Source organism: Pseudomonas sp. Ps21-P2 (assembly GCF_039672565.1).
Classification (GTDB): domain Bacteria; phylum Pseudomonadota; class Gammaproteobacteria; order Pseudomonadales; family Pseudomonadaceae; genus Aquipseudomonas.
Window position 1 is genome coordinate 161,022 of the sequence record NZ_JBDFPL010000003.1, and the last position, 24,982, is coordinate 186,003.

Consider the following 24,982-nt stretch of genomic DNA (forward strand, 5'->3'; position numbering starts at 1 on the left):
ACGCATGACACGTATTGGTTCCCGCTCCACCGGTCGTCCTACTCTCAACGAAGTCGCCAAACTGGCCGCCGTCTCGCCGATTACCGCGTCCCGAGCCTTGCGTGGCGTGGCCACCGTGGCGCCTGAACTGGTAGAAAAGGTTCGCGCTGCTGCGCTGAGTCTAGGCTATGTCGCCAATCCTGCCGCACGGGCGCTGGCCTCTTCGCAAAGCCAGTCGGTGGTAGTGCTGGTGCCGTCGCTGTCCAACCAGCTGTTCATCGAAACCCTCGAAGCCATTCAGACGGTTTTGCGTCCGCGCGGGCTGGAAGTGGTGATCGGTAATTACCACTACTCGCCTATAGAAGAAGAGAACCTGCTGCGCAGCCATCTGTCTCACCGACCGCGCGGCATTCTGCTGACCGGCTTTGACCGCAGCGTGGCGGCGCAGCAATTGCTGGCGTCCAGCGGCGTGCCGTGCGTGCACATGATGGAACTGGACCCGACCCGCGCCGAACCCTGCGTGGGGTTTTCCCAGCAACAGGCGGGTGCCGAGGCGGCGCGGCATCTGTTGAGTCGTGGACGACGGCGACTGGCGTACGTGTCGGCGCAGCTCGATCCACGGGTGATTCAACGGGGCGTCGGTTTTCGCGGCGTGCTGGAGCAGGAAGGGCTGTATGACGAAGGGCTGCAGATGGCATCGCCGCTGCCGTCGTCCATTGGCCTGGGCAGCGAGCTGTTCGCCCGATTGCTGGAAGCGCATCCGGACGTCGACGGGGTGTTTTTCTGCAACGACGACCTGGCCCAGGGCGCATCGCTGGAAGCCCTGCGGCAGGGCATCCGCATTCCGCAACAGGTGTCGCTGATCGGCTTCAACGACCTGCCGGGCTCGGCGCACATGGTCCCGCGCCTGACCTCCATCCGCACCCCGCGCGAACAGGTCGGCCAGCGCGCCGCGCAACTATTGCTCGGCTTGCTGGACGGCACGGTTCATGAGGCCCAGGTGGATCTCGGGTTTGAACTGGTGGTGCGGGAAAGCACATAGGTGCTTTCGTGGGCACGCTCATTTCCACAAGTCCTCCATCCGCCCCGAACCAAAGTCAGGCGCTGATCCTGTAGGAGCGAGCTTGCTCGCGAATGCTGACTTCCAGCCGTTAGAGATGCATGGGCTGGACTGACCCCTTCGTGAGCAAGCTCACTCCCACAAGTCCTCGGCTCGGTCCGGAATCTCGAGTCGAGCCACTATCCTGTGGGAGCGAGCTTGCTCGCGAAGGCTGACTTCCAGGCGCTAGAGATGCATGGGCTCGACTGGCCCCTACATCGTGAGCAAGCCCACTCCCACAATGCCTCCATCCACCGCAAAGCTTGCGTCAGACGCTGAACCTGCGGGAGCGAGCTTGCTCGCGAAGGCAATCTGTCAGCCAGCCTGAGTGCTGCTGACCCACCCCATTCGTGAGCAAGTCACCCCCACTTCAATCCCCAGCGCTTCCGCTCGATCAATGCTCCTTCTTGAACGCCAACCGGAACTCGTGCAACAGCGGTTCGGTGTAGCCGCTCGGCTGCTCACGACCTTTGAACACCAGCGCGCTGGCGGCCTGGAACGCCACTGACTTCTCGAAATTGCCGGCCATTGGCGTGTAAGCCGAATCACCGGCGTTTTGCCGGTCGACCACCTTCGCCATACGTTTCAAAGCGTCTTTCACATAGTCTTCGGAGATCACGCCGTGGCGCAGCCAGTTGGCGATGTGCTGACTGGAAATGCGCAACGTCGCGCGGTCTTCCATCAGCCCGACGTTGTGAATGTCCGGCACCTTGGAGCAGCCAACGCCTTGCTCCACCCAGCGCACCACATAACCCAGCAGCCCCTGGGCGTTGTTCTCCACTTCTTCGCGAATCTGATCCTCGTTCCATTCCGCCTTTTCGACGACGGGAATGCTAAGCAGGTCCAGCAGAATGTCTTCGCTGATGCTGTCCAGATCAACCTGTTCCAGTTCCTGCTGCACCGCCTTCACGTCCACCTTGTGGTAGTGCAGCGCGTGCAAGGTGGCCGCCGTCGGCGAGGGCACCCACGCCGTGGTCGCGCCGGCTTTCGGGTGCGCGATCTTCTGCTCCAGCATGTCGGCCATCAGGTCCGGCATTGCCCACATGCCCTTGCCGATCTGCGCACGACCGCGTAGCCCGCACGCCAGGCCGACCAGCACGTTGTTGCGCTCATACGCCTTGATCCACGGCGTGGCTTTCATGTCGCCCTTGCGCAGCATCGGCCCGGCTTCCATCGAGCTGTGCATTTCGTCACCGGTGCGGTCGAGGAAGCCGGTGTTGATGAACGCCACCCGCGACGATGCCGCTTCGATGCACGCCTTGAGGTTGACGCTGGTGCGCCGTTCTTCGTCCATGATCCCCATCTTGAGGGTGTAGCGCGGGATCTTCAGCGCGTCTTCGATGCGGCTGAACAGCGTGTCGGCGAACGCCACTTCGTCCGGGCCGTGCATCTTTGGTTTGACGATATAAACGCTGCCAGCGCGGGAGTTGGTGCGGTTATGCAGGTCGTGCAAGGCAATCAGGCTGGTGATGACGCCGTCGAGAATGCCTTCGGGGATTTCCTTGTTGCCGTCGTAGAGAATCGCCGGGTTGGTCATCAGGTGACCCACGTTGCGGATGAACAACAGCGAGCGCCCGTGCAGGGTGATCGCGTTGCCGTCGGCGGCCGTGTACTGGCGGTCGGCGTTAAGGCGACGGGTGATGGTCTTGCCGTTCTTGACCAGGGCTTCGGTCAGGTCGCCCTTCATCAACCCCAGCCAGTTGCGGTAGATCGCCAGCTTGTCGTCGGCATCCACGGCGGCGACCGAGTCTTCGCAGTCGATGATGGTCGACAGCGCCGCTTCCAGCAGCAAGTCCTTGATCCCGGCCGGATCAGTGCCACCAATCGGGCTGGCGGGGTCGATCTGAATTTCGATGTGCAGGCCGTTGTTCTTCAGCAGGATTGCATTCGGCTGGCGCGGCTCGCCTTGATAGCCGACGTATTTCTCGGGCTGGGCAAGGCGCGACTGACTGCCGTCCGCCAGGGTGACCAGCAACTCGCCGCTGTCCACCGCGTAGGCTTTGGCGCCGACGTGGGAACCCGACGCCAGGGGCGCGGCTTCATCGAGCAGGGCGCGGGCGAAGGCGATGACTTTCTCGCCACGCAGCGGGTTGTACCCGGCCTTGATTTCGGCGCCGTTGGCCGAGGAAATGGCATCGGTGCCGTAGAGCGCGTCGTACAGCGAACCCCAGCGCGCATTGGCGGCGTTCAAGGCGTAACGGGCGTTGGCAGCGGGCACCACCAGTTGCGGACCGGCCTGTTCGCTGACTTCGATGTCCACTTTGTGGGTGGACACCTGAACCTGCGCCGGCACCTGCTTCAGATAGCCGATGCTGTCGAGAAACGCGATGTACGCCGGCATGTCGGTGACCGGGCCGGGATTGGACTTGTGCCACTTGTCCAACTGAGCCTGTATGCGGTCACGCTCTTTCAGCAGCTCGCGGTTGACTGGGGCGAGGTCGTGGACCAGCGAATCGAAATCGGCCCAGAACAACTCCGGGGTCAGGCCTGTCCCGGGGATCACTTCCTCGTCGACGAAACGCTTGAGGTTGGCCGCCACCTTGAGGTTGTGGCAATTGACGAACTCGGTCATCTGGGGTCTCCATCATGAATTGGGTTTGCAGCGTTGCTGCAGGCGATCGCTGCGGACGTTACTGCGCGCTTACCGCGGCAACCCCGGCCTTGGCCACTTGTGCATCCTGATCGGCTTTCACCCCGGACACGCCCACAGCGCCAATGGTCTGACCGTCGATGATCACCGGCACGCCGCCCTCCAGCGAGGTCAGCAGCGGGGCAGTGACGAATGCGGTGCGCCCGCCGTTGACCATGTCCTCATAACCCTTGGATTCGCGACGACCCAGCGCCGAGGTGCGGGCTTTTTCGATGGCGATGTAGCCACCGATGGGCGCGCAGCCGTCGAGGCGCTCGAAGCCCAGCAGGTGACCGCCGTCATCGGTGACGGCGATGGACACTGCCCAGCCGTTGTTCTGCGCCTCGGTGCGGGCCGCGGCGAGGATCTGGGTGACTTCGGTCTGGGTCAGTACGGATTTGGTTTTCATGCAGTTCTCCTGAAGGGCAAAGGGTGTCATGCGTGTCGGTCTGATACGGAGCCAGTGCGCCTGCAATCAACTTGGAGGCAGGGCGTCCTCGATGAGTTCGATCCAGTGTTTGACCGGCGTGCGGTTGGCGCTGGCCAGATGGGTCTGACAGCCAATGTTGGCCGTCGCGATCACGTCCGGGTTGCCGCTTTCCAGCGCGTTCATCTTGTTGTCCCGCAGCTGTTTCGCCAGCACCGGCTGGGTGATCGAATAGGTGCCGGCCGAGCCGCAGCATAAGTGACTGTCGGGCACCGGTGTGAGATTGAAGCCCAGTCGGGTCAACACGGATTCAACGGCGCCGCCAAGTTTCTGCGCGTGCTGCAGCGTACACGGGCAATGGAAGGCCAGGGTCTGGCGCGTGCAACCGCCGAGCTGCTCCAGGGGTTCGGCGCGCAGCACTTCGACCAGGTCCCTGGTGCGCTCGCTGATGGCTGCCGCTTTTTGGGCGTAAGCCGGGTCGTTGCGCAGCAGGTGGCCGTAGTCTTTAACGAAGGCGCCGCAGCCGCTGGCGGTCTGCACAATGGCTTCGGCACCGGCTTGAATGCTCGGCCACCACGCGTCGATGTTCCGCCGCGCCCGCTGCAGGCCTTGTTCCTGCGCATTCAAGTGGTAATCCACAGCGCCGCAGCAACCGGCTTGGGCGATGGAGGTGACGCTGATGCCCAGTCGATCCAGCACTCGCGCCGTGGCCGCATTGGTGTTGGGCGACAAACCGGGTTGCACGCAGCCTTCGAGAATCAACATTTGCCGCGCGTGCTGCCGGGTCGGCCGAGCCTTGGCGGGACGAATGTTGCCCGGCAGCTTGGTCTTCAGCGCAACCGGCAGCAGTGGCCTGAATGAATTGCCCAGCTGGGTCAGCGACTTGAACAGACCTGCATTGGGGACCACGGCGCGCAGGCTGTCCCGCAGCAACCGTTGGCCCAGCGGGCGCGGCACGGCGGCGTCGACCACCTCGCGGCCAATGTCCAGCAGGTTGTGGTAATCGACCCCGGAAGGGCAGGTGGTTTCACAGTTGCGGCAGGACAGGCAGCGGTCCAGGTGCAGCTGGGTTTTCTCGGTGACTTCCTTGCCTTCCAGCACCTGCTTGATTAAATAAATGCGCCCGCGCGGGCCATCCAGCTCGTCGCCTAGCAACTGATAGGTCGGGCAGGTGGCGTTGCAGAAACCGCAGTGCACGCAGCTGCGCAGAATGCTTTCCGCTTCTTCGCCACGGGGCAGGCTTCTAGCGTGTTCGCTCAGGGTCGTCTGCATGGTTCAGATCTCCGCGTACATTCGGCCCGGATTGAAAATTCCGTGCGGATCGAGTTGTGCCTTGAGCTGGCGGTGGTAGCGCAGCAACGGCGTGGCCAACGGCTGAAACGGGCTGTCGTCGAGGCCGTGGCTGTAGCAGATGGCGTGCCCGCCTGCGGCGCTGACGATGCGACGAATCTCGCTGCCGCTGGCGTTGGATTTGAGCCAGCGTTGCGCGCCGGCCCAGTCGATCAATTGCTCCCCCGGCAGGTCCAGCTCAGCGGTGCTGACAGGCAATGACAGGCGCCACAGCGGACGGCCATCGGTGAAGAAATCCAGACGGTGTTCGTTCAATTCGCGCCAGTAAGCCGGGTTGATGGATTCGCCGCCCAGGCGGTCATGGGCCGCCGCGACCGAACCTTCGCCGCCTTCAAGACGCAAACGCAGCACGCGGCCGTCGTGGCTGGCGGCGCTGATCGGCAGGGGCTCCTGACCCCACTGCGCCAGGCGGGCGAGGGCGGTGGCGCTGTCGATCTCCAGCGCAATGCTGGTGCACAGTCGCGGCTTGGGCAGGACTTTCAACGAGACTTCGGTGATCAGGCCCAGGCAACCAAAACTCCCGGCCATGAGGCGCGACAGGTCGTAGCCGGCAACGTTTTTCATCACCTCGCCGCCGAAGCGCAAGTGCTTGCCCAGGCCGGTGATCACCCGCGTGCCCAGCACGAAGTCACGCACCGAGCCTGACCATGGCCGGCGTGGCCCGGACAAGCCTGCCGCGACCATCCCGCCGACGGTGCCATCGCCTGCGCCGCCATCGCTGTAGCTGGGCGGCTCGCAGGGCAGCATCTGACCGGCTCCCTCCAGCGCGGCGTTCAGCACCGACAGCGGCGTGCCGGCGCGGGCGGTGATCACCAGTTCGGTCGGGTCGTAAGTGACGATGCCCCTGTGGCTGCGCGTATCCAGCACTTCACCCGCCACCTCGCGACCAAGGAATGCTTTGCTGTTGGCGCCTTGAATCCGCAGCGGCAGGGCGGACTGAATCGCCTGATTGACCTGTTCCAGCAGTGCGTCGCTGGCGTCGCGGTCCTGGGCCACGAAGGCTGGCTGACGTTGGGCTTCCATCAGAAACGCTCCAGTTCAGGGAAGGGCAGCTTGCCCATGTGCACGTGCATGGCACCAAATTCGGCGCAGCGGTGCAGGGTCGGGATGTTCTTGCCGGGGTTGAGGGTGCCGGCCGGGTCGAACGCGGCTTTTACGGCGTGAAACAACGTCAGCTCGTCACTGTTGAATTGCGCACACATCTGATTGATCTTCTCGCGGCCCACGCCGTGCTCGCCGGTGATGCTGCCGCCGACTTTCACGCACAGCTCCAGAATCTTTCCGCCCAGCGCTTCGGCGCGGTCCAGTTCACCGGGTTGATTGGCATCGAAGAGGATCAGCGGGTGCATGTTGCCGTCGCCAGCGTGGAAAACGTTGGCGACGCGCAGGCCGTATTCTTCCGACAGCGCGGAAATGCCCTTCAGCACGCCGGGCAATTCCCGACGCGGAATGGTGCCGTCCATGCAGTAGTAATCCGGCGACAGCCGACCGACTGCCGGGAAGGCGTTCTTGCGCCCGGCCCAGAAACGCACGCGCTCGGCCTCGTCTTTTGCCTGGCGGATTTCGGTCGCGCCGGCGTTTTCCAGCACCGCGCGAACGCGGTCGCAATCGGCGTGCACGTCGGCTTCCACGCCATCGAGCTCGCACAGCAGAATGGCTTCGGCGTCGACCGGGTAGCCGGCGTGAATGAAGTCCTCGGCGGCGCGAATGGCGAGGTTGTCCATCATTTCCAGGCCGCCGGGGATGATGCCTTCGGCGATGATGTCACCCACCGCGCGACCGGCTTTCTCCACCGAGTCGAAGGCGGCCAGCAACACCCTCGCCACCTGCGGTTTGGGCAATAGTTTGACCGTCACTTCAGTGATCACGCCGAGCATGCCTTCGGAGCCGGTAAACAGCGCCAACAGATCGAAGCCTGGCGAGTCCAGTGCGTCGGAGCCCAACACCATGTGCTCGCCCTCGACCGTGAGGATGTCGACCTTGAGCAGGTTGTGCACGGTCAGGCCGTATTTCAGGCAATGCACGCCGCCAGCGTTCTCCGCGACGTTGCCGCCGATGGAACAGGCAATTTGCGAGGAGGGGTCCGGCGCGTAATAAAGGTCGTAAGGCGCTGCGGCCTGGGAAATGGCCAGGTTGCGCACGCCGGGCTGCACGCGGGCGTAACGCCCGGCGGGGTCGATGTGGAGGATTTTGTTGAAGCGCGCCATCACCAGCAGCACGCCTTTTTCCAGGGGCAGGGCGCCGCCGGACAGTCCGGTCCCGGCACCCCGCGCCACCACCGGCACGCCGCGTTCGTGGCAGACCTTCAGCAGCGTCTGCACCTGCTCGATGCGCTGGGGCAGCACCACCAGCATCGGCGTCGTACGGTAGGCGGAGAGGCCGTCGCATTCGTAGGGGCGCAGTTCTTCCTCGCGGTGGAGGATGTCCAGATCAGGCAGGCGGGATTGCAGCGCTTGGAGCAGCTGTTGTTTGTCGATGACCGGCAGCACGCCGTCGACGCGTTCGTCGTACAGGATATTCATGATGGGTTCGCAACCCTGTCTTGTTTTTATTGGAGGCCCGTTCCGTGGCGGAACGTGAATGGCTGGCTTGCATCATTGGCTCAGCCGGGCTTAGTGTCTACCGGGTGGAGCAGTGGTCGAACCAGTTTCGTGATAGGGCTGAATCAAATAAACAACTAAAAGACTTGTTTATCAGTGAGATAGATCTCACGCCAATTCTTGTGGTTTTTACCGCCGTCCATGGTCATACCAGTGAGGGCAAGCAATAAACGCCCACTCATCCAACGCAACGAAGCAGGTCCGACCCATGGAAATCACTCAGGCCCAGTCCCACACCAAACGCCCGCAGCAGGTCGCCGATGTCGTCAGCGAGCGCATCGAGCGGCTGATCGTCGACGGGGTGCTCAAGGTCGGTCAGCTGTTGCCTTCCGAACGGCGACTGACCGAAAAGCTGGGGGTGTCGCGCACTGCGCTGCGCGAAGGGCTGCAGTTGCTGCGCGCCAGGGGCATCATCGAAACCCGTCAGGGCAAGGGCTCGTTCGTCGCGCAAATGGGCGGGCTGGGGCTGACCGCCAATTCACCGCTGATGCACTTGTTCGCTTCCCAGCCGCGCACGCTGTACGACCTGTTTGAAGTGCGCAGCCTGCTGGAAGGCGAGTCCGCGCGGCTGGCGGCGCTGCGCGGCACCGACGCGGATTTTGTTCTGATCACCCGGGCCTACGACGCTTTGGTTGCCGGCCATGACCACCCGTTGGCGGCGTCCGAACACGCACGGCTCGACCATGCGTTTCACCTGGCCATCTGCGAGGCGTCCCACAACCCGGTGCTGGTGCAGACCTTGCGTTCGTTGACGGATCTGCTGCTGAACACGGTATTCGCCTCGGTCAACAACCTCTATCACCGCGACGCGCAAAAACGGCAGATCGACCGCCATCACGCCCGGCTCTATAACGCGGTGACCGGGCGATTGCCCGAGCAGGCGCGCAAGGCCGCTGTGGCGCACATCCAGAACATCTGCGACAACCTGCGGGAGATCGAAAGCGAAGAGCAGCGGCTGGTGCGCGCCACGTTGCGGCTGGAGGGTTGGGCTTGAGTCACCGGAGCTTTGCCTGCAGTTCCGCTTGATAGGACCTTCGCTTGACAGACCTCACCCATTGCCGCAGTTTACGCATTGCGTAAGCCGCTTACGCCGTAGTGAAAAACCAAAACAACAATAACAGGCCATTCCCGTGGATCTTTTCACCTACTATCGATCGACCTCGAGCTACCGGGTGCGCATTGCCCTGGCCCTGAAAGGTCTCGCGTTCGACGCAATCCCCGTCAACCTGATCCGCGACGGAGGCGAGCATCACCAGCCCGACTACTTGGCGATCAATCCTCAGGGCCGGGTTCCTGCCCTGAAGCTGGACGACGGTGAAGTGATCATCCAGTCCATGGCGATCATCGAATACCTCGAAGAATTCTCCCCGGAACCTGCATTGCTCCCCGACGCGCTGCTCGACCGCGCGCGCCATCGGCAAGTCGCCGCCCTGATCGGTTGCGACATTCATCCGCTGCACAACGTCGCGGTGCTCAATCGTTTGCGCGGCATGGGCCATGACGAAGGCGATGTGACGGCGTGGATCGGCCACTGGATCAACCAAGGCTTCGCCGCCGTGGAAGCCCTGATTGGCGATACTGGATTTTGTTTCGGCGCGGTTGGCCTGGCCGATGTGTACCTGCTGCCCCAGGTGTATGCGGCGCGGCGCTTCAACGTCGACATGAGCCCGTACCCGCGAATTTGCCGGGTCGAAGGGCTGGCGTTGCAGCATCCAGCGTTTCAGTCCGCCCATCCCGATGCGCAATCGGACAAGCCGGAGTAATCTTTCCCACATGAAAAGCTTCGGTCTGCAACTGATCTTCGGCGACTTCCTCGCCCGCAGCGTGCGGGGGATTTCCTGCGCGCCACCCGCTGAATCGTGATCCGAGCCGCTGTGCCTCTCACTATTTAGCAGGAGCAAGACCGTGACTGATCTCTACGAAAACCCGATGGGCCTGATGGGCTTTGAATTCATTGAATTCGCCTCGCCCACCCCTAATGTGCTGGAGCCTGTGTTCCAGATCATGGGCTTCACCAAAGTCGCCCAACACCGCTCGAAGAACGTGTCGCTGTACCGCCAGGGCGCGATCAACATCATCCTCAACAACGAGCCCAACAGTGAAGCGTCCTACTTCGCTGCGGAGCACGGTCCTTCGGTGTGCGGCATGGCCTTCCGGGTCAAGGATTCGCAACTGGCCTACAAACGCGCGCTGGAACTGGGCGCCCAGCCTGTCGAGATCGGCACCGGGCCCATGGAACTGCGCCTGCCCGCGATCAAGGGCATTGGCGGCGCGCCGTTGTACCTGATCGACCGTTTCGGTGAAGGCACCTCGATCTACGACATCGACTTCGTGTACCTCGAAGGCGTCGACCGCCATCCCAAGGGCGCCGGCCTGCAATTCATCGATCACCTGACCCACAACGTCTATCGCGGGCGGATGGCCTATTGGGCGAACTTCTACGAGAAGTTGTTCAACTTCCGCGAGCTGCGCTATTTCGACATCAAGGGCGAGTACACCGGCCTGACCTCGAAAGCGATGACCGCGCCGGACGGCATGATCCGCATCCCGCTGAACGAGGAATCGTCCAAGGGCGCCGGGCAGATCGAAGAATTTTTGATGAAGTTCAACGGCGAAGGCATTCAGCACGTCGCGTTCTTCACCGAAAACCTCATCGACACCTGGGACCGGCTCAAGGCGCTGGGCATGCGCTTCATGACCCCGCCGCCGGACACCTATTACGAAATGCTCGAAGGCCGGCTGCCTAACCATGGCGAACCGGAGCACGAGCTGAAGGCGCGGGGGATTCTGCTGGACGGCAATTCCGACGGCGGAAACAAGCGCCTGCTGCTGCAGATCTTCTCGGAAACCCTGATGGGGCCGGTGTTCTTCGAATTCATCCAGCGCAAGGGCGACGATGGCTTCGGTGAAGGCAATTTCAAGGCGTTGTTTGAATCGATCGAGCGCGATCAAGTGCGACGCGGGGTGTTGGCGGTGGATTGAAGTAGGTGCACGCGCGCTGTTAGTGGGACCGGCTTCAGCCGGGAAGAGGGCAGTTTGAACACCATCAGTTGTGTGGTGTGGCTGCCGACGCCTTCCCGGCTAAAGCCGGTCCTACTCGATGCGAGCGGTGCTACTGATCCTGCGACATTTCCCCACCCATCCGCGCGCTGATCGCCTGGGCCTTCTGCAGCAGTTTTTGCGCGGCGAGGGCCTGGCGCTGATCGGTAAACTCCGACGCTGAACCCACCACTGTCACCACGCCCACCAGCTTGTTGCCCATGGCAAACACCGGCGACGACACCGCGTTGACGCCGGCCATCAACAAGCCATGAATCTGATGCACCCCGGTGCTGCGGATCTCTCGCACGTGCCGATCAATCTCCTTCATCTGCGCTGCGTTCAACGTGGCCGATTCCGCCTCTCTCAGCGCCGCGGTTTCGGTCGGCGACAGAAAGGTCTCGAACACCAGCCCGGTGGACGAACTGAGCAGCGGCAACACCGAGCCGATCTGCGTGACCAGGGTGACCGCCCCCAGCGACTGTTCGACATACACGACTGTCGGGCCTTTATTGCCCCACACCGCCAGAAAGCAGGTTTCGTTGAGTTCGTCGCGCAGCGCGATCAATGCCGGCGCGGACGTCTTCAGCACATCCAGCTGGCTCAGCGCCGCCAGGCCGACCTGCAAGGCCGAGCGCCCCAGACGGTAGTGATTGCTGGCCGGGTCCTGCTCGGCAAATCCGCTGTCCACCAGCGCCTGCAGGTAGCGATGCACCTTGCTCGCGGGCATGCCGACGTATTCGGCGAGCTTCGACAACGATGTGGCGGGCGCCAGTTCGGCCAACGCCTTGAGGATGCCGACGCCGACTTCAGCCGACTGGACTTTCTGCTGGCGCGGCGCAGTGGCGGGGGTGGAATCGTCGGTCATGGAAGGGAGGCCCCCGGTCTGGAAAGGCTGCTTTATAGCTTGACCCTTCCTCAAACTCAAATTACGTTATGCGTAACACGCTTACGATAAAAACAATAAGAGGTCGTCATGTCGACAACACCCCGGTCCGAGCCCTTGCGCTACCAGCGCGGCTTCGGCAATCAATTCAGCAGCGAGGCGATGCCGGGCGGTTTGCCCCACGGGCAGAACTCGCCGCAACGTCACCCGCTGGGCCTGTACGCCGAGCAATTTTCCGGGACCGCGTTCACCGTCCCCCGCGCTGAAGCCCGACGAACCTGGCTCTACCGCATTCAACCGTCCGCCGCGCACCCCCGCTTTCAGCGCCTTGAGCGCCAGATCACGGGTCAACAGCAAGGCCCCGTGACACCCAATCGCCTGCGCTGGAATGCCTTCGACATTCCCGCCGAGCCGACCGACTTCATCGATGGCCTGCACGCGCTGGCCAGCACCTCGTCTGCCGAACAGGCCGAGGGCGTGAGCATTTACGTCTACACCGCCAACCGCTCCATGCGGCGCGCGTTCTTCAACGCCGACGGCGAGTGGCTGATCGTCCCCCAGCAGGGCCGGCTGCGCATCACCACCGAACTGGGCCTGCTCGACCTTGAGCCGCAGGAAATCGCCGTGCTCCCCCGTGGTTTGAAATTCAGCGTCGAGCTGCTCGACGGCACAGCGCGGGGCTACATCTGCGAGAACCACGGCTGCGCCTTGCGCCTGCCTGACCTCGGGCCCATTGGCAGCAACGGCCTGGCCAATCCGCGGGATTTTCAGGTGCCCCACGCACACTTTGAAGACAGCGCGCAGCCCACTGTGCTGGTGCAGAAATTCCTCGGTGAACTGTGGGCGACCACGCTCGGTCATTCCCCCTTCGACGTCGTTGCGTGGCACGGCAACAACGTCCCATATAAATACGACCTGCGCCTGTTCAACACCATGGGCACGGTGAGTTACGACCACCCCGATCCGTCGATCTTCACCGTGCTGACGTCTCCGAGTGCTGTCGACGGTCAGGCGAACGTCGATTTTGTGATCTTCCCGCCGCGCTGGATGGTGGCGGAAAACACCTTCCGGCCGCCGTGGTTCCACCGCAACCTGATGAACGAATTCATGGGCCTGATCGACGGCGCCTACGACGCCAAGGCCGCAGGTTTCATGCCCGGCGGCGCGTCGCTGCACAATTGCATGAGCGCCCATGGCCCGGACAACGCCAGCGCCGAGAAAGCCATCTCCGCTGAACTCACGCCGCACAAGATCGAGCAGACCATGGCCTTCATGTTCGAGACCGGCAAAGTCCTGCGCCCCAGCTACCACGCGCTGGAATGCCCACAGTTGCAAAGCGACTACGATGCCTGCTGGGATGGCATCGCCAGAACGTTCAAGCCTTTCGACACGGACAGCCAACGATGAGCACTTCACACCACCCGCGCAGTTGGGTTGCCAGCGCCAACGACCATCCCGATTTCCCCCTGCAAAACCTGCCCCTGGGCGTGTTCAGCCGCCCCGGTTTCGGCAAGCGCGGCGGCGTTGCCATCGGCGATTTCATTCTCGACCTGCAAACGGCCCTTGAGGCCAGCCTGTTCAACGGCGCTGCGCGGGTGGCCGTGGAGGCCGCCAGCCGCGGGCAACTGAACGACTTTTTCGCCCTGGGCGGTTCGTCGCGGCAGGCGCTGCGCCATGAATTGCTGCACCTGCTCGACGAAAGAACCCTGCAGCGTGAACGCTTGCAGGCCATGGGCGACCGTCTGCTGGTGCCAATGGCTGACTGCCGGATGCACATGCCGGCACAGGTCGGCGACTACACCGATTTCTACGTCGGCATTCATCACGCGATGAACGTCGGCAAGCTGTTCCGCCCGGACAACCCGCTGCTGCCGAACTACAAATACGTGCCCATCGCTTATCACGGGCGCGCGTCGACCCTGGGTGTGTCCGGGATGCCGGTCAGGCGCCCCAGCGGGCAGACCTTGAAACCGGGTGCCGAGACGCCGGATTTCGGGCCGAGCAAGCGCCTGGATTACGAACTGGAAGTGGGCGTATGGATCGGGCAGGGCAACGAGGCGGGCGAGCCTGTCGCCATCAGCAAGGCGGGCGAGCACATCGCCGGTTTCTGTCTGCTCAACGACTGGTCGGCTCGCGACCTGCAAGCCTGGGAGTACCAGCCGCTGGGGCCGTTTCTGTCGAAGAGTTTTGCCACGAGCATTTCGCCGTGGGTGGTCACGGCCGAAGCCCTTGCGCCGTTTCGCGCGGCTCAACCGGCGCGCCCCGAGGGTGACCCGCAGCCGATGCCTTATCTGTTCGACCAGCAGGATCAGGCCGGCGGCGCGCTGGACATCGAGCTGGAAGTGCTGCTGCTCACCGCGCAGATGAGAGAGCAGGGCGTCGCGCCCCAGCGTCTGTCCCTCAGCAACACGCTAAATATGTACTGGACCGTCGCGCAGATGGTGGCCCACCACAGCGTCAACGGCTGCAAGCTGCAGGCGGGGGATCTCTTCGGCACCGGCACCTTGTCAGGCCCGCAGCCCGGCCAACTCGGCAGCCTGCTGGAAATCACCGAAGGCGGTAAGCGCGCCGTAGAATTGCTTAACGGCGAGACGCGAACCTTTCTGGAGGCCGGCGATGAGGTGATCCTCAAAGCGCGCTGCCGCAAGGAGGGCGAAGTGAGTATCGGCTTTGGCGAGTGCCGTGGGGTGGTGGTTGGCTGAACCCAGTCCTACAGACCGCATGTTTTTAGTGGGACCGGCTTCAGCCGGGAATAGGCCAGTGTGTGCGCCATCAATTTTGAGCTATGGCCGCTTACGTCTTCCCGTTTAAAGCCAGTCCTACAGAAATTAACCAAACCCACCCACCAGAGATCCACTGCGCGGCAAGAACCTCCCTTGCCGCTCCCCCTGCGGTTTGCCTTCCGCGTAACTCAAATGCCCGTTCACCCAGACCGCATCGATCCCCTCGGCCGCGCGCTTTGGCTCTTTGAAATCCGCGACATCGCGCACGGTGTCGGCGTTGAACAGCACCAGGTCCGCGCAATACCCTTCGCGCACGAAGCCACGATCATGCAGCCCGAAGCGTGTGGCGGTCAGGCCGGTCATCTTGTGCACGGCGGTGTGCAGCGGAAACAGCCCCAGATCCCGACTGAAATGCCCGAGCACCCGGGGAAATGCACCCCACAGGCGCGGGTGCGGGAACGGATCTTCCGGCAGCCCGTCAGAACCGATCATCGACAGCGGGTGCTTCATGATCCGCTGCACGTCATTCTCATCCATCCCGTAATACACGGCGCCGGCCGGCTGCAGTTTTCGGGCGGCGTCCCCCAGTGAAAGCTCCCAGTCGGCGGCAATGTCTTTCAACTCGCGGCCGCCCTGTTCCGGGTGCGGCGTCGACCAAGTGATGGTAATCGGAAACGCATCGGTGACCTGTTTCAAATCCAGCGTCGAAGAACTGGCCGCATAGGGGTAGCAATCGCAGCCCACCGGGTGGGTCAGCGCGGCGTTCTCCAGGGAAGCCAGCAACTGCGGGCTGCGGCCCCAATTGCCCGCGCCCGCGCATTTCATGTGGGAAATCACCACCGGCGATTTGGCGTGACGGCCGATCTCGAACGCCTCGCCCATGGCCTCCAGCACCGGCTCGAACTCGCTGCGCAGGTGCGTCGTGTACACCGCGCCGAACGCCGTGAGCTCCTCGGCCAGTTGTTTGACTTCGTCGGTTTCGGCGGCGAAAGCCGAGGCATAGGCCAGACCGGTGGACAAGCCCAGCGCGCCGTCCGCCAGGCTGTCGCGCAATTGCCCGCGCATGGCGCTGATTTCCTCAGCCCGCGCCGTTCGAAAAAGATCGTCCATGTGATTGCTGCGCAACGCGGTGTGGCCGATCAGCGCCGCCACATTGACCGCCGGACGCGCCGCGTCCACCGCGTTGCGGTAATCGACAAAGCGCGGATAAACGAATGCAGCGGCGGGGCCCAGCAGGTTCATCGGATCCGGCGGGTCGCCTGCCAGGGAAACGGGTGACGCGCTGATGCCGCAGTTGCCGACAATCACGGTGGTCACGCCCTGGGTAATCTTCGGCAGCATCGCCGGCTGACGAATCACCACGGTGTCGTCGTGGGTGTGCACGTCGATGAAACCCGGGGCCAGCACGCGGCCGGCGGCGTTGATCTCCTCGCGGGCGGAGACGTCGTGGAGGTCGCCGATGCGCTGGATGCGGCCGTCCCGGAGGGCCACGTCGGCGCGGTAGCCGGGCGTATCGCTACCGTCGATCACCAGCGCGTCGCGAATGATCAGGTCGTAAAGCATGGGGTCAGTCTCCAAGGGGCAGGCCGTCGTCGCCGCCGCGGTAGTCATCCAGCGCGAGCTTGATCCGTCGCAGCCTTTCGCGGTTGGCGTCGGGCGCGGTCAGCGCCAGTTCGGTGGCCAGCACGTCGATGGTCAGCAGCATGCCGTAGCGCGCGGCCGTGGGTTTGTAGATGAAATTGGTTTCGGCGATCTGCAGCGGCAGCAGGACATCCGCCCGCTCCGCCAGCGGGGAGTCGGGCAGGGTAATGGCGAGAATTTTCGCGCCATAGCTGCGAGCGAGATCCACTGCGTCGAGCAGTTCAGGGGTGCGCCCGCTCAGCGAGCAGACGATCACGCTGTGCTCGGGACCCAGGGTCGCGGCGATCAGGCGCATCATCACCGGGTCGCGGCTGGCGGCAATCGGGTAGCCGAGGCGCACCAGCCGGGTCTGCAGTTCTTCGCTGCACAGGCTGGACGCGCCGCCCATGCCGAAGCTGTGAATCATCCGGGCCGGCGCGAGCAGGGCCACCGCCGCCTGGAAGCGTGATTCATCGAAACCGGCCAGGTGCTGACGCAGGGTGGACTCGATGTCGCCGACGATCTGGGTGAAAAACGCCGACTGCTCCGGCGCCTGCTCCGGGGTGAGGAAGCGGTTGCCCACGGCGCTGGCCTGGGCCAGTTGCAGGCGCAGGTCGCGCAGGTCCTTGCAGCCCACCGTGCGGGCGAAACGCGACAGCGTGGCGCTGCTGACTTCGGCGCGGGCGGCGAGGTCGTCGAGGCTGGCGCTGGCGGCAAACGCCACGTCGCTGAGCACCAGTCTGGCGATGCGGCCTTCGCCGGCGCTGAACGACTCCTGACGGGCGCGGATCTGGTAAAGAATGTCCACTCAGATCACCTGCGCCAGCCCGAGGGTCAGGACGAAAGCGATCATCGAAATCAGCGTCTCCAGCACCGTCCAGGTTTTGAAGGTCTGTGTCACGGTCATGTTGAAGTACTCCTTGATCAGCCAGAACCCACCGTCGTTGACGTGGGAAAAAATCACCGAGCCGGCGCCGGTCGCCAGCACCAGCAGCTCTGGATGGGGATAACCCAGGCCCAGCGCTACGGGTGCCACGATGCCGGACGCCGTGGTCATTGCCACGGTGGCCGACCCGGTGGCGACGCGCATCAATGCGGCGAACAGCCAGCCCATCAGCAGCGGCGACAGATGCCAGTCCTGCGCCAGGCCGACGATCTCGTTGGTCACGCCGCTGTCGACCAAAATCCGGTTCAGACCACCACCCGCGCCCACTAGCAGCGTAATACTGGCCGTTGGCGCCAGGCATTCCTGGGTGAATTTCAGGATCGAATCGCGGGAGAACCCTTGGGCAATGCCCAACGTCCAGAAGCTTAGCAACGTGGCCAGCAGCAGCGCGATCACCGAGTTGCCGATGAACAGCAGAAAGCTGTTGAAGCCGCTGCCCGGCGTGGAAATCAGGTTGGCCCAGCCACCCAGCAGCATGAGCACCACCGGCAACAGAATGGTCGCCATGGTGATGCCGAAGCTCGGCAGCTGGGCGCGGGGTTCACGGTCGAGAAATTGTTTGGCGAGCGGGTTTTCATCGGGCAAACGAATGTGCGGCACGATGAAGCGCGCGTAGATCGGGCCGGCAATGATCGCGGTGGGGATGCCGATGAGGATGGCGTAAAACAGGGTCTGGCCCACCGACGCCTGATAGGCCTGCACCGCCAGCATTGCGGCGGGGTGCGGCGGCACCAGGGCGTGGACCACTGACAGGCCGGCGACCATCGGCAGGCCGACCATCAGAATCGACACGCCGACCCGACGCGCAACGGTGAACGCGATCGGCACCAGCAGCACGAAACCCACTTCGAAGAACAGCGGCAGCCCCACCAGAAACGCGATGCAGACCATCGCCCAGTGCGCGTTGCGTTCGCCGAAGCGGTCGATCAAGGTGCGCGCCACCTGCTCGGCACCGCCGGACTCGGCCATCATTTTGCCGAGCATGGTGCCCAGCGCCACGACCAGTGCGATGTGCCCCAGCGTCTTGCCGACGCCGCCCTCATAGGACGCGACGACGGCATTGGCCGGCATGCCGGCGACCAGCGCGAGGCCGACGGACACCAGGGTGATGACGATGAACGGATTGAGACGAAAGCGCGCGATGAGCACGATCAGGGCGATGATCGCGACGGCGGCATAGACCAACAGAGACAGGCCGGTTGACGGAGGCATGCAACGGATTCCTTGCTGAGAATGAGGGGGTCAGGGCTTGGGCGGCGGCGGGGCTGAGCCTGTCGAGCTACAACAGAGCAGGACTCACCCGCGCAATGGCGTTAACCGGTGCGCAGCCAGGCGGTGAAAACGATCTCGGCAGTGGGTGTTGCAAGCGCCATGAACGGCGAAAGAAGAGCAGGGGCGGGACGATCACAGGCAGTCATTATTGTTATCTCTGATTTCGTGATGGAAAGTAAATTACACGAAGCAGGATAAAAAGATCAATTCATGAAAATTAATTTCGCTCCGATGTTTTGCTTTGCGACCCATCCATTTGTGGGAGCGGGGGTTGGCTCAGGATTTCGGCCGGTTGGTTGGACTTGTGGGAGTGACCGGGGTGGCGTTCCACCTTGCTGGCGAATGCGGTTTATCCAGCGAAGAAAATTCATTGGCTGAACGGCCCTCTTCGCGAGCAAGCTCACTCCTACAGGTCTCTGTGCGCGACCTTGATTGCCCGGTCGATGCAGTCAAATTTGTAGGAGTGAGCTTGCTCGCGAAGGGGCCAGGACAGCCAGCCACTTTCTCTGGGGAAGGACAGTCAGCATTCGCGAGCAAGCTCGCTCCCACAGGATCGTGGGTGACTTGAGATTTCGAACCATGCCGAGACTCGTGGGAGTGAGCTTGCTCGCGAAGGGGCCAGGACAGCCAGCCATTTTCTCTGGGGAAGGACAGTCAGCCTTCGCGAGCAAGCTCACTCCTACAGGTCTCTGTGCGCGACCTCGATTGCCCGGTCGATGCAGTGAATTCGTAGGAGTGAGCTTGCTCGCGAAGGGGCCAGGACAGCCAGCCCCTTTCTCTGGGGAAGGACAGTCAGCCTTCGCGGCCGCTTCATGCCGCAGTGAACCGCTCACGATACGCCTGGGGCGTCACTGATACCGCACGCATGAAGCTGCGCCGCAACGTTTCTTCCGTACCAAAACCGCAGCGGTCGGCGATGCGCTTGATTGGCAGCGCGCTGTCCCCCAGCAGGCGCCGCGCCGCTTCCACGCGCAATTGCTCGATGGCCCGCGCCGGTGTATTCCCGGTGTGGGCGCGGTAGTGGCGGACGAAACTGCGCTCGCTCATGCCCACCTGCGCCGCCAGTGTGGCAACCGACAGGTCACTGGCCAGATTGTCGAGAATCCAGGCGTGCAGGTCGCCAAACCGGCTGCCTTGATCACGGGTCTGGTGCTGCATCGACAGCGCCGTGCTGAACTGCGACTGCCCACCCGGGCGCTTGAGAAACACCACCAGATCCCGCGCCACGGCCAGGGCGATGTCCCGGCCCAGATCCGCCTCGACCATCGCCAGGGCCAGATCAATACCCGCGGTCACCCCGGCGGACGTCCACAGTGTGTTCTCGTTGATGAAGATCGGGTCCGGGTCGACGCGCAGTTGCGGAAAACGCCGCGCCAGTTCGTCGCAACTGTCCCAGTGGGTGACCACCCGATGGCCGTCCAGCACGCCCGCCGCCGCCAGTAAAAATGCGCCGGTACACACCGACGCCACTCGCCGGGCACTGGCGGATTGCGTTCGCACCCAGTCCACCAGAACCGGATCCAGCAGCGCCGTATGCACGCCGCCGCCCCCGGCGATGATCAGGGTATCCGAAGCCGTGGACGGCAGCGGGTGGGTAAGCAGCCCGAGCCCGGCGGAGGAGACCACGCTGCCGGGTTCGCGAGCGATGACCTCCGGCCGGTATGGGATTTTGTTCAGCTCGGCTTCCTGGGCCATGACGTTGGCCGAGGCAAACACCTGCAGCGGTCCGGTGACGTCGAGTAACTGAACGTTGGGAAAGGCCAGAACGTGAACCGGCCTGGGCTGATGGGGCATGGCGCTCTCACTGTGAAGATTGGCGTGAATTGTCGGCTTTATGGCGTATCCGCCAGAGGCTAGCTCGCTACAGTGGTTTCGTCCAGTCGCTGGCCGAGCCCCATCGGCCGCGTCACTTCATACCGTCAGATGAATCACTTTCAGTACAAGGAAACACACCATGACCCTGCATATCGGCCTGCTGGTATTCCCCAAAGTCCAGCAACTGGACCTCACCGGTCCCTACGATGTTTTCGCCACCATGCCCGGCGTGGTCGTGCATCTGGTCTGGAAAAACCTTGAGCCGCTGCAGTCCAGCACCGGCCTGACCCTGGTGCCGACCGCGACCTTCGCCGACTGCATAGACCTGGACGTGATCTGCGTGCCGGGCGGGGTAGGGGTTGATGCATTGATGGAAGACCCCGAAACCCTGGCCTTCATCCAGCATCAGGCGGCCACGGCGCAGTACGTGACTTCCGTCTGCACCGGCGCGCTGGTGCTCGGCGCGGCAGGGCTGTTGAAAGGCCGCCGCGCCACCACCCACTGGGCGTCCCATTCATTGCTGGAGCAGTTCGGTGCGATTCCGGTGCACGAGCGCGTGGTGCGCGACGGCAACCTGATGACCGGCGGCGGCGTGACGGCGGGTATCGATTTTGCGCTGACGCTGATCAGTGAAGTGTTCGATGCCGATACCGCCCGGACCATTCAGCTGCAATTGGAGTACGCGCCGGCACCGCCCTACGATTCCGGCCGACCGGACACCGCACCGGCGAACATCCTCGCCGTCGCCACCGATCGCGCCATGCAGGGTTTGCTGGCGCGTCGGCAGATTGTCGAACGCGTCACGGCGGCCATGGATTAACGGGCGGGATTAGAGCGGAGATTTATTGAGCGGGATTTCATACCAGCAGAGGAACAGGTCCAGCGCCGACTCGACCACTTCGCGCTGCTTGTCCGGCGCGAGCAGGGGCTCGTTGAGGGTGACTTGCGGCCAGAAGGCGAAGGCCTTGAGCAATGCATGGATCTGCGACGCGGCGAACACCGGCTCGACGGCCTTGAGGCGGCCGTCCTGCTGGGCGCCGCGCACCCAGACGGTGAAGGTTTCTTCCCGCTGATTGAGTCGGCTGACCCAGATCTGCGCACGATCGGGAGAGTGAATGGTCGCGCCGATGGCCACACGGGCCAGGTCGATGAAGTTGCTGTCACCGAGGGTTTTCATCTTCGCGTCGAGTAATTCGCGCAGTTGATCGCGCAGGGGCACGCCGGGTTTGTACACTGCATCGGTCTGCGTCGCGGCGGAGGACCACAGGCGATGGAGCATTTCGGAGAACAGTTCTTCCTTGCTGGGGAAGTGGTTGTAGACCGTCCGCTTGGAGACCTCGGCCCGGGCGGCAATCCGGTCCATGCTCGTGACCTCGAAACCGTTATCGCGGAACTCGGCTATCGCCGCCTGAACAATGGCTTCGCGTTTACGGTCGGTCAGTCGCAGTGGGGCAGTCATGGATTCGCTTCTGTGAGGTGGCGCGGACGACTCAACCGCCCGACAAGAAAATTACACCGGGCAGTTTACTTCTCTTTGCCCATCGTGCAAGCTTGAAACTACACTGTGTAGTGTAGAAGCAGCCGAGAGCATCAAGCTGTAAGCTTCAAGTCGCAAGCTTACGGCGTACGGCATGCTCTTGCAGCTTGCAGCTCCCGTAACGCCACCTTCACCCGTTTCATGGAGTCAGCACCCTCATGGCCTCGATCGAAAAAAACCTTGATTCAAATCCTGCGCTGCCCGTCCTGACTCGGCGTGAAGGTCGCTATTTCAATCACAAGCCGATGGCGCGCTCGAGCGTGGGCAAAACCCTGCGCATCTTCTGGAATGCGCTGTTCAATAAACCCCACCACACCCGCCCGGCCGGGGAGATCCCGGTTCAGCCGCTGTCGCGCCAGCAACTGTTCGCGGCGCCCGATAACACGGTCTACCGGCTGGGCCACTCCACGGTGCTGCTGAAACTGCGCGGTGAATACTTCCTGACCGACCCCGTATTCGCCGAGCGTGCTTCGCCGGTGCAATGGGCCGGTCCGCAGCGCTTCCATCAGCCGCCGATCCGCCTGGAAGACCTGCCGCCGCTCAAGGCCGTGATCCTCTCCCACAACCACTACGACCACCTCGATCACATGACCATTCAGGTGCTCAAGGACAAGTCAGAGCATTTCATTACGCCACTGGGGGTAGGGGACACGCTGATCGAGTGGGGCGTGCCCGCCGCCAAGGTCCAACAGTTGAACTGGTGGGAGTCGACGGAGATTCATGGCATTCGCTTTGTGGCGACCCCGGCGCAGCACTTTTCAGGCCGGACGTTGGGCGACGGCAACCAGACCCTGTGGGCATCGTGGGTGATGCTTGATGGCGAGCAGCGCATCTTTTTCAGCGGTGACACCGGCTATCACGCCGGTTTCAAGCTGATCGGCGAGCAGTACGGCCCGTTCGACCTGACCCTGATGGAGACCGGCGCATACAACGAAGACTGGCCGGACGTGCACATGCAGCCCGAAGAGACGCTGCAGGCGCACATCGACCTGCGCGGCAAGTGGCTGCTGCCGATCCACAACGGCACCTTTGACCTGGCGATGCACGCCTGGCACGAGCCGTTCGACCGGATTCTCGCGCTGGCGTGGGACCGCAGCATTTCCATCACCACGCCGGAAATGGGCCAGCCGTTTTACGTTCAGTACCCCAGCCGAGGCGAGGCGTGGTGGCTGAAAGTGGACAAGGCTGCCGAGCCTGCGACCGACCGCTGCTCGAAACAGCAGGACGATCGCCAGCAGGTCACCAGTCGCGGCTAAGCCGGCTGTTTCAGGGTTTGGCGTCAGTGGAATCTGCCGGATGCTCCGTTTCTGGCGGTCGCTGTTGTTCACCGCTCTGATTGGCTTGTTTGTGTTCCTCACCGACCTTGCCTGCGTTTTCAGGCTTGTGGTCGAGGTCTTCGCGATTGGACTCTTTATCAGGCATGGCGCCCTCCGGTGTACGAGGTTGATGGTTGATTTGAAGCACGTGCTCAATGGTCGATCTGGTCGATCTGGTTGATCAGCATCAGCGCTTCGTCTTTGAACAGCGGTCGTTTCATGCGTTCGGCGAGCATCGCCATGGGCCGTTCCCGCTCACAGCTGACCACCGCCGCGACAACGCCCTGTTTGCAGATGAGCGCCAGGAAATCGAAGCGTTCCGGCTCGCCCATGTAGACGATGTCGTCCCAGTCTTCGGCGTGGCCGAGGTAATCCAGACGCTTCTCAAAATGGTAGGTCCAGAAGTACGGCACATCGGTGTATCGCAGGTCCTCACCGAGCATGTTGCCCGCCGCAATGCGGGCCTGTTGTTGGGCCAGGCGCCAGTGCTCGATGCGCCGGGGCTGATGGTTGAGCGGAAAGGTGGCAATGTCGCCGGCCGCCCACAGATCCTTGCCCGCGCGCATGCCGTCGTCGACCGCCAGTGAACCGTCGTCCTCCAGTTGAACGCCGTCGATGAAATGCGTCACCGGGCTCACGCCGACGCCGACCAACGCCAGATCCACCTGCAGTCGTTCGCCATTGCTGAGCACCGCCGTCTGCAGCAGCTGCTGCCCATCCCGTTCAACACCCTCGAAACGGCTGACGTCCACATGGGTGCGGAACAGCACGCCGTTCTGCTCATGCAGCGCCCGCAGGGCTTTGCCGATGCGCTCACCCAACTGACCGGCAAACGGCACTTCATGACGGGCCAGAACCGTCACGCTCACACCTTGTGTGCGCAACGCCGACGCCGCTTCCAGCCCGATAAAACTGTCGCCAACGATCAATGCGTGGCTGCCGGGGTGGACCGACGCAAGAATTCGGCTGGCGTCATCGCGGCTGCGCAGGGTCAGGACTTGCGGCAGATCAGCGCCCACCAGGGACAGCGCGCGCGGCTCGCCACCGGTGGTGACCAGCGCCGCGTCGTAGTCAAAGCGGCGCCCGTCCGCCAGGGTGACCCGCTGGTTGACGACGTCCAGTTTCATCACTTCGCCGTGCACCCGTTCGATGCGGTTGCTCAGGTAGAACCCGTCGTCGCGCAGAGCCGGGATCTCATCGGTATCCATTTCGGCGGACAAGACAAATTTGCTCAGCGCCGTGCGGTCGTACCCGGCCGCGGCGTCTCTGTCGATGAGCCGTAATTGACCGTTGAAGCCTTTTTCCCTCAGCGCGCAGGCAGCCGCTGTACCCGCCGCGCCGGCGCCAATGATGACGAAGCAGCGGCTGTCCTCGGCCAGCGTCGGCGTGTCGGCGGTGATGGGCTGGTCATCGACATGCACATGGCCATCGATGACGTGGACAGGGTATTGGGTCAGGGCATCCAGCGCAGGCGGTTCGCAGAGATGGCCGTCGTCGATGGAAAATTCGGCCTTGTGCCAGGGGCATACCAAGTGGCCGTTGCAGATCGCGCCGTCGGCCAGTGGCGCGCCGGCATGGGGGCAGAAGGCTTGAAACGCGCGGACTTCGTCGCCGTGCAGAACCAGCAGCGCCTTGGTTTCGCCAAACTCGACCTGGAGACCGCGGTCTTGCTGAATATCGGTCAGAGGGGCGACTCGATGCAGAGGCATGTGCGCTTCCTTGTGGGCTTTTATTGGACTTGGGG

Annotated in this window: 22 protein-coding genes; 9 read left to right on the forward strand and 13 right to left on the reverse strand. The window is 63.1% G+C overall.

From position 1 onward, the window contains the following. The first annotated feature begins 4 nt into the window (after nt 1-4). On the forward strand, nt 5-1,021 hold the full coding sequence (locus ABEH28_RS08380; protein ID WP_192174334.1) for a LacI family DNA-binding transcriptional regulator: 1,017 nt from the start codon (nt 5-7) through the stop codon (nt 1,019-1,021). Between the two features lie 451 nt (nt 1,022-1,472). Here the strand turns inward: ABEH28_RS08380 and ABEH28_RS08385 are convergent, their stop codons facing one another. From ABEH28_RS08385 to glcD, 5 genes are all read right to left on the reverse strand, one after another. Further along, complete coding sequence (locus ABEH28_RS08385) at nt 1,473-3,650, reverse strand: malate synthase G (RefSeq protein WP_346629642.1); 2,178 nt, start codon at nt 3,648-3,650, stop codon at nt 1,473-1,475. A gap of 58 nt (nt 3,651-3,708) precedes the next feature. Next, complete coding sequence (locus tag ABEH28_RS08390; protein ID WP_192174332.1) at nt 3,709-4,116, reverse strand: heme-binding protein; 408 nt, start codon at nt 4,114-4,116, stop codon at nt 3,709-3,711. Between the two features lie 66 nt (nt 4,117-4,182). Further along, nucleotides 4,183-5,406 carry a glycolate oxidase subunit GlcF gene (glcF, locus tag ABEH28_RS08395; protein WP_346626466.1) on the reverse strand — a complete coding sequence of 408 codons (1,224 nt, stop codon included), beginning with the start codon at nt 5,404-5,406 and terminating at the stop codon, nt 4,183-4,185. Between the two features lie 3 nt (nt 5,407-5,409). Further along, on the reverse strand, nt 5,410-6,507 hold the full coding sequence (gene glcE / locus ABEH28_RS08400; RefSeq protein ID WP_346629643.1) for a glycolate oxidase subunit GlcE: 1,098 nt from the start codon (nt 6,505-6,507) through the stop codon (nt 5,410-5,412). After that, entirely contained in the window at nt 6,507-8,006 is a 1,500-nt protein-coding gene (gene glcD, locus ABEH28_RS08405; protein ID WP_346629644.1) for a glycolate oxidase subunit GlcD, read from the reverse strand. Before glcD ends, glcE begins: the two co-directional genes overlap by 1 nt. Before the next feature lie 44 nt (nt 8,007-8,050). Between glcD and ABEH28_RS08410 the strand changes: the two genes are divergently transcribed. The 4 genes from ABEH28_RS08410 (at nt 8,051) to hppD (ending at nt 11,066) form a co-directional block, all read left to right on the forward strand. Beyond that, entirely contained in the window at nt 8,051-8,254 is a 204-nt protein-coding gene (locus tag ABEH28_RS08410) for a hypothetical protein (RefSeq protein WP_192174328.1), read from the forward strand. 38 nt (nt 8,255-8,292) lie between these two features. Next, on the forward strand, nt 8,293-9,078 hold the full coding sequence (gene glcC, locus ABEH28_RS08415) for a transcriptional regulator GlcC (RefSeq protein WP_192174327.1): 786 nt from the start codon (nt 8,293-8,295) through the stop codon (nt 9,076-9,078). 136 nt (nt 9,079-9,214) lie between these two features. Next, nucleotides 9,215-9,847 carry a maleylacetoacetate isomerase gene (maiA, locus tag ABEH28_RS08420; protein ID WP_192174326.1) on the forward strand — a complete coding sequence of 211 codons (633 nt, stop codon included), beginning with the start codon at nt 9,215-9,217 and terminating at the stop codon, nt 9,845-9,847. 142 nt (nt 9,848-9,989) lie between these two features. Then, complete coding sequence (gene hppD, locus ABEH28_RS08425; protein ID WP_192174325.1) at nt 9,990-11,066, forward strand: 4-hydroxyphenylpyruvate dioxygenase; 1,077 nt, start codon at nt 9,990-9,992, stop codon at nt 11,064-11,066. 130 nt (nt 11,067-11,196) lie between these two features. Here hppD and ABEH28_RS08430 read toward each other — a convergent pair whose 3' ends face one another. Then, nucleotides 11,197-11,991 carry an IclR family transcriptional regulator gene (locus ABEH28_RS08430; protein WP_346629645.1) on the reverse strand — a complete coding sequence of 265 codons (795 nt, stop codon included), beginning with the start codon at nt 11,989-11,991 and terminating at the stop codon, nt 11,197-11,199. Between the two features lie 108 nt (nt 11,992-12,099). On the opposite strand from ABEH28_RS08430, the gene hmgA reads away from it, so the two are divergent. After that, on the forward strand, nt 12,100-13,416 hold the full coding sequence (hmgA, locus tag ABEH28_RS08435) for a homogentisate 1,2-dioxygenase (RefSeq protein ID WP_346629646.1): 1,317 nt from the start codon (nt 12,100-12,102) through the stop codon (nt 13,414-13,416). Further along, nucleotides 13,413-14,711 (forward strand): fumarylacetoacetase, encoded by a 1,299-nt coding sequence (gene fahA / locus ABEH28_RS08440; protein WP_346629647.1) that lies wholly within the window; start codon nt 13,413-13,415, stop codon nt 14,709-14,711. The genes hmgA and fahA overlap by 4 nt, the downstream gene beginning before the upstream one ends. A 126-nt stretch (nt 14,712-14,837) precedes the next feature. Here the strand turns inward: fahA and ABEH28_RS08445 are convergent, their stop codons facing one another. From ABEH28_RS08445 to ABEH28_RS08460, 4 genes are all read right to left on the reverse strand, one after another. Next, a complete protein-coding gene (locus tag ABEH28_RS08445) occupies nt 14,838-16,295 on the reverse strand; it encodes a D-aminoacylase (RefSeq protein WP_346629648.1) in 1,458 nt (485 codons plus the stop codon). A 4-nt stretch (nt 16,296-16,299) separates the two neighbouring features. Continuing rightward, nucleotides 16,300-17,160, reverse strand: a complete 861-nt coding sequence (locus ABEH28_RS08450; RefSeq protein ID WP_192174320.1) for an SIS domain-containing protein — start codon at nt 17,158-17,160, stop codon at nt 16,300-16,302. Then, nucleotides 17,161-18,510 carry a gluconate:H+ symporter gene (locus tag ABEH28_RS08455; RefSeq protein ID WP_192174319.1) on the reverse strand — a complete coding sequence of 450 codons (1,350 nt, stop codon included), beginning with the start codon at nt 18,508-18,510 and terminating at the stop codon, nt 17,161-17,163. It abuts the gene before it with no gap. A gap of 870 nt (nt 18,511-19,380) precedes the next feature. After that, complete coding sequence (locus ABEH28_RS08460; RefSeq protein ID WP_192174318.1) at nt 19,381-20,364, reverse strand: GlxA family transcriptional regulator; 984 nt, start codon at nt 20,362-20,364, stop codon at nt 19,381-19,383. 160 nt (nt 20,365-20,524) lie between these two features. Here ABEH28_RS08460 and ABEH28_RS08465 point away from each other — a divergent pair, with 160 nt between their 5' ends. Beyond that, nucleotides 20,525-21,205: a DJ-1/PfpI family protein gene (locus tag ABEH28_RS08465; RefSeq protein ID WP_192174317.1), complete on the forward strand. Its 681-nt coding sequence runs from the start codon at nt 20,525-20,527 to the stop codon at nt 21,203-21,205. Nucleotides 21,206-21,214: 9 nt separating this feature from the next. Here ABEH28_RS08465 and ABEH28_RS08470 read toward each other — a convergent pair whose 3' ends face one another. Beyond that, complete coding sequence (locus tag ABEH28_RS08470; RefSeq protein ID WP_346629649.1) at nt 21,215-21,844, reverse strand: TetR/AcrR family transcriptional regulator; 630 nt, start codon at nt 21,842-21,844, stop codon at nt 21,215-21,217. 236 nt (nt 21,845-22,080) lie between these two features. On the opposite strand from ABEH28_RS08470, the gene ABEH28_RS08475 reads away from it, so the two are divergent. After that, the gene (locus tag ABEH28_RS08475) at nt 22,081-23,178 is read left to right on the forward strand and encodes an MBL fold metallo-hydrolase (protein WP_346629650.1); all 1,098 of its coding nucleotides are present in this window, start codon (nt 22,081-22,083) and stop codon (nt 23,176-23,178) included. A gap of 10 nt (nt 23,179-23,188) precedes the next feature. Here the strand turns inward: ABEH28_RS08475 and ABEH28_RS08480 are convergent, their stop codons facing one another. Together ABEH28_RS08480 and ABEH28_RS08485 are read right to left on the reverse strand one after the other, a co-directional pair. Beyond that, complete coding sequence (locus ABEH28_RS08480; protein ID WP_192174314.1) at nt 23,189-23,344, reverse strand: hypothetical protein; 156 nt, start codon at nt 23,342-23,344, stop codon at nt 23,189-23,191. A gap of 46 nt (nt 23,345-23,390) precedes the next feature. Beyond that, entirely contained in the window at nt 23,391-24,947 is a 1,557-nt protein-coding gene (locus ABEH28_RS08485; RefSeq protein ID WP_346629651.1) for an FAD-dependent oxidoreductase, read from the reverse strand. Nucleotides 24,948-24,982 lie beyond the last annotated feature (35 nt).

Coding starts and splice junctions, on each gene's coding strand:
- ABEH28_RS08380 (WP_192174334.1), top strand. CDS start 5: ATGACACGTATTGGTTCCCGCTCCACCGGTCGTCCTACTCTCAACGAA.
- ABEH28_RS08385 (WP_346629642.1), bottom strand. CDS start 3,650: ATGACCGAGTTCGTCAATTGCCACAACCTCAAGGTGGCGGCCAACCTC.
- ABEH28_RS08390 (WP_192174332.1), bottom strand. CDS start 4,116: ATGAAAACCAAATCCGTACTGACCCAGACCGAAGTCACCCAGATCCTC.
- glcF (WP_346626466.1), bottom strand. CDS start 5,406: ATGCAGACGACCCTGAGCGAACACGCTAGAAGCCTGCCCCGTGGCGAA.
- glcE (WP_346629643.1), bottom strand. CDS start 6,507: ATGGAAGCCCAACGTCAGCCAGCCTTCGTGGCCCAGGACCGCGACGCC.
- glcD (WP_346629644.1), bottom strand. CDS start 8,006: ATGAATATCCTGTACGACGAACGCGTCGACGGCGTGCTGCCGGTCATC.
- glcC (WP_192174327.1), top strand. CDS start 8,293: ATGGAAATCACTCAGGCCCAGTCCCACACCAAACGCCCGCAGCAGGTC.
- ABEH28_RS08430 (WP_346629645.1), bottom strand. CDS start 11,991: ATGACCGACGATTCCACCCCCGCCACTGCGCCGCGCCAGCAGAAAGTC.
- hmgA (WP_346629646.1), top strand. CDS start 12,100: ATGTCGACAACACCCCGGTCCGAGCCCTTGCGCTACCAGCGCGGCTTC.
- fahA (WP_346629647.1), top strand. CDS start 13,413: ATGAGCACTTCACACCACCCGCGCAGTTGGGTTGCCAGCGCCAACGAC.
- ABEH28_RS08445 (WP_346629648.1), bottom strand. CDS start 16,295: ATGCTTTACGACCTGATCATTCGCGACGCGCTGGTGATCGACGGTAGC.
- ABEH28_RS08455 (WP_192174319.1), bottom strand. CDS start 18,510: ATGCCTCCGTCAACCGGCCTGTCTCTGTTGGTCTATGCCGCCGTCGCG.
- ABEH28_RS08460 (WP_192174318.1), bottom strand. CDS start 20,364: ATGCCCCATCAGCCCAGGCCGGTTCACGTTCTGGCCTTTCCCAACGTT.
- ABEH28_RS08465 (WP_192174317.1), top strand. CDS start 20,525: ATGACCCTGCATATCGGCCTGCTGGTATTCCCCAAAGTCCAGCAACTG.
- ABEH28_RS08470 (WP_346629649.1), bottom strand. CDS start 21,844: ATGACTGCCCCACTGCGACTGACCGACCGTAAACGCGAAGCCATTGTT.
- ABEH28_RS08475 (WP_346629650.1), top strand. CDS start 22,081: ATGGCCTCGATCGAAAAAAACCTTGATTCAAATCCTGCGCTGCCCGTC.
- ABEH28_RS08480 (WP_192174314.1), bottom strand. CDS start 23,344: ATGCCTGATAAAGAGTCCAATCGCGAAGACCTCGACCACAAGCCTGAA.
- ABEH28_RS08485 (WP_346629651.1), bottom strand. CDS start 24,947: ATGCCTCTGCATCGAGTCGCCCCTCTGACCGATATTCAGCAAGACCGC.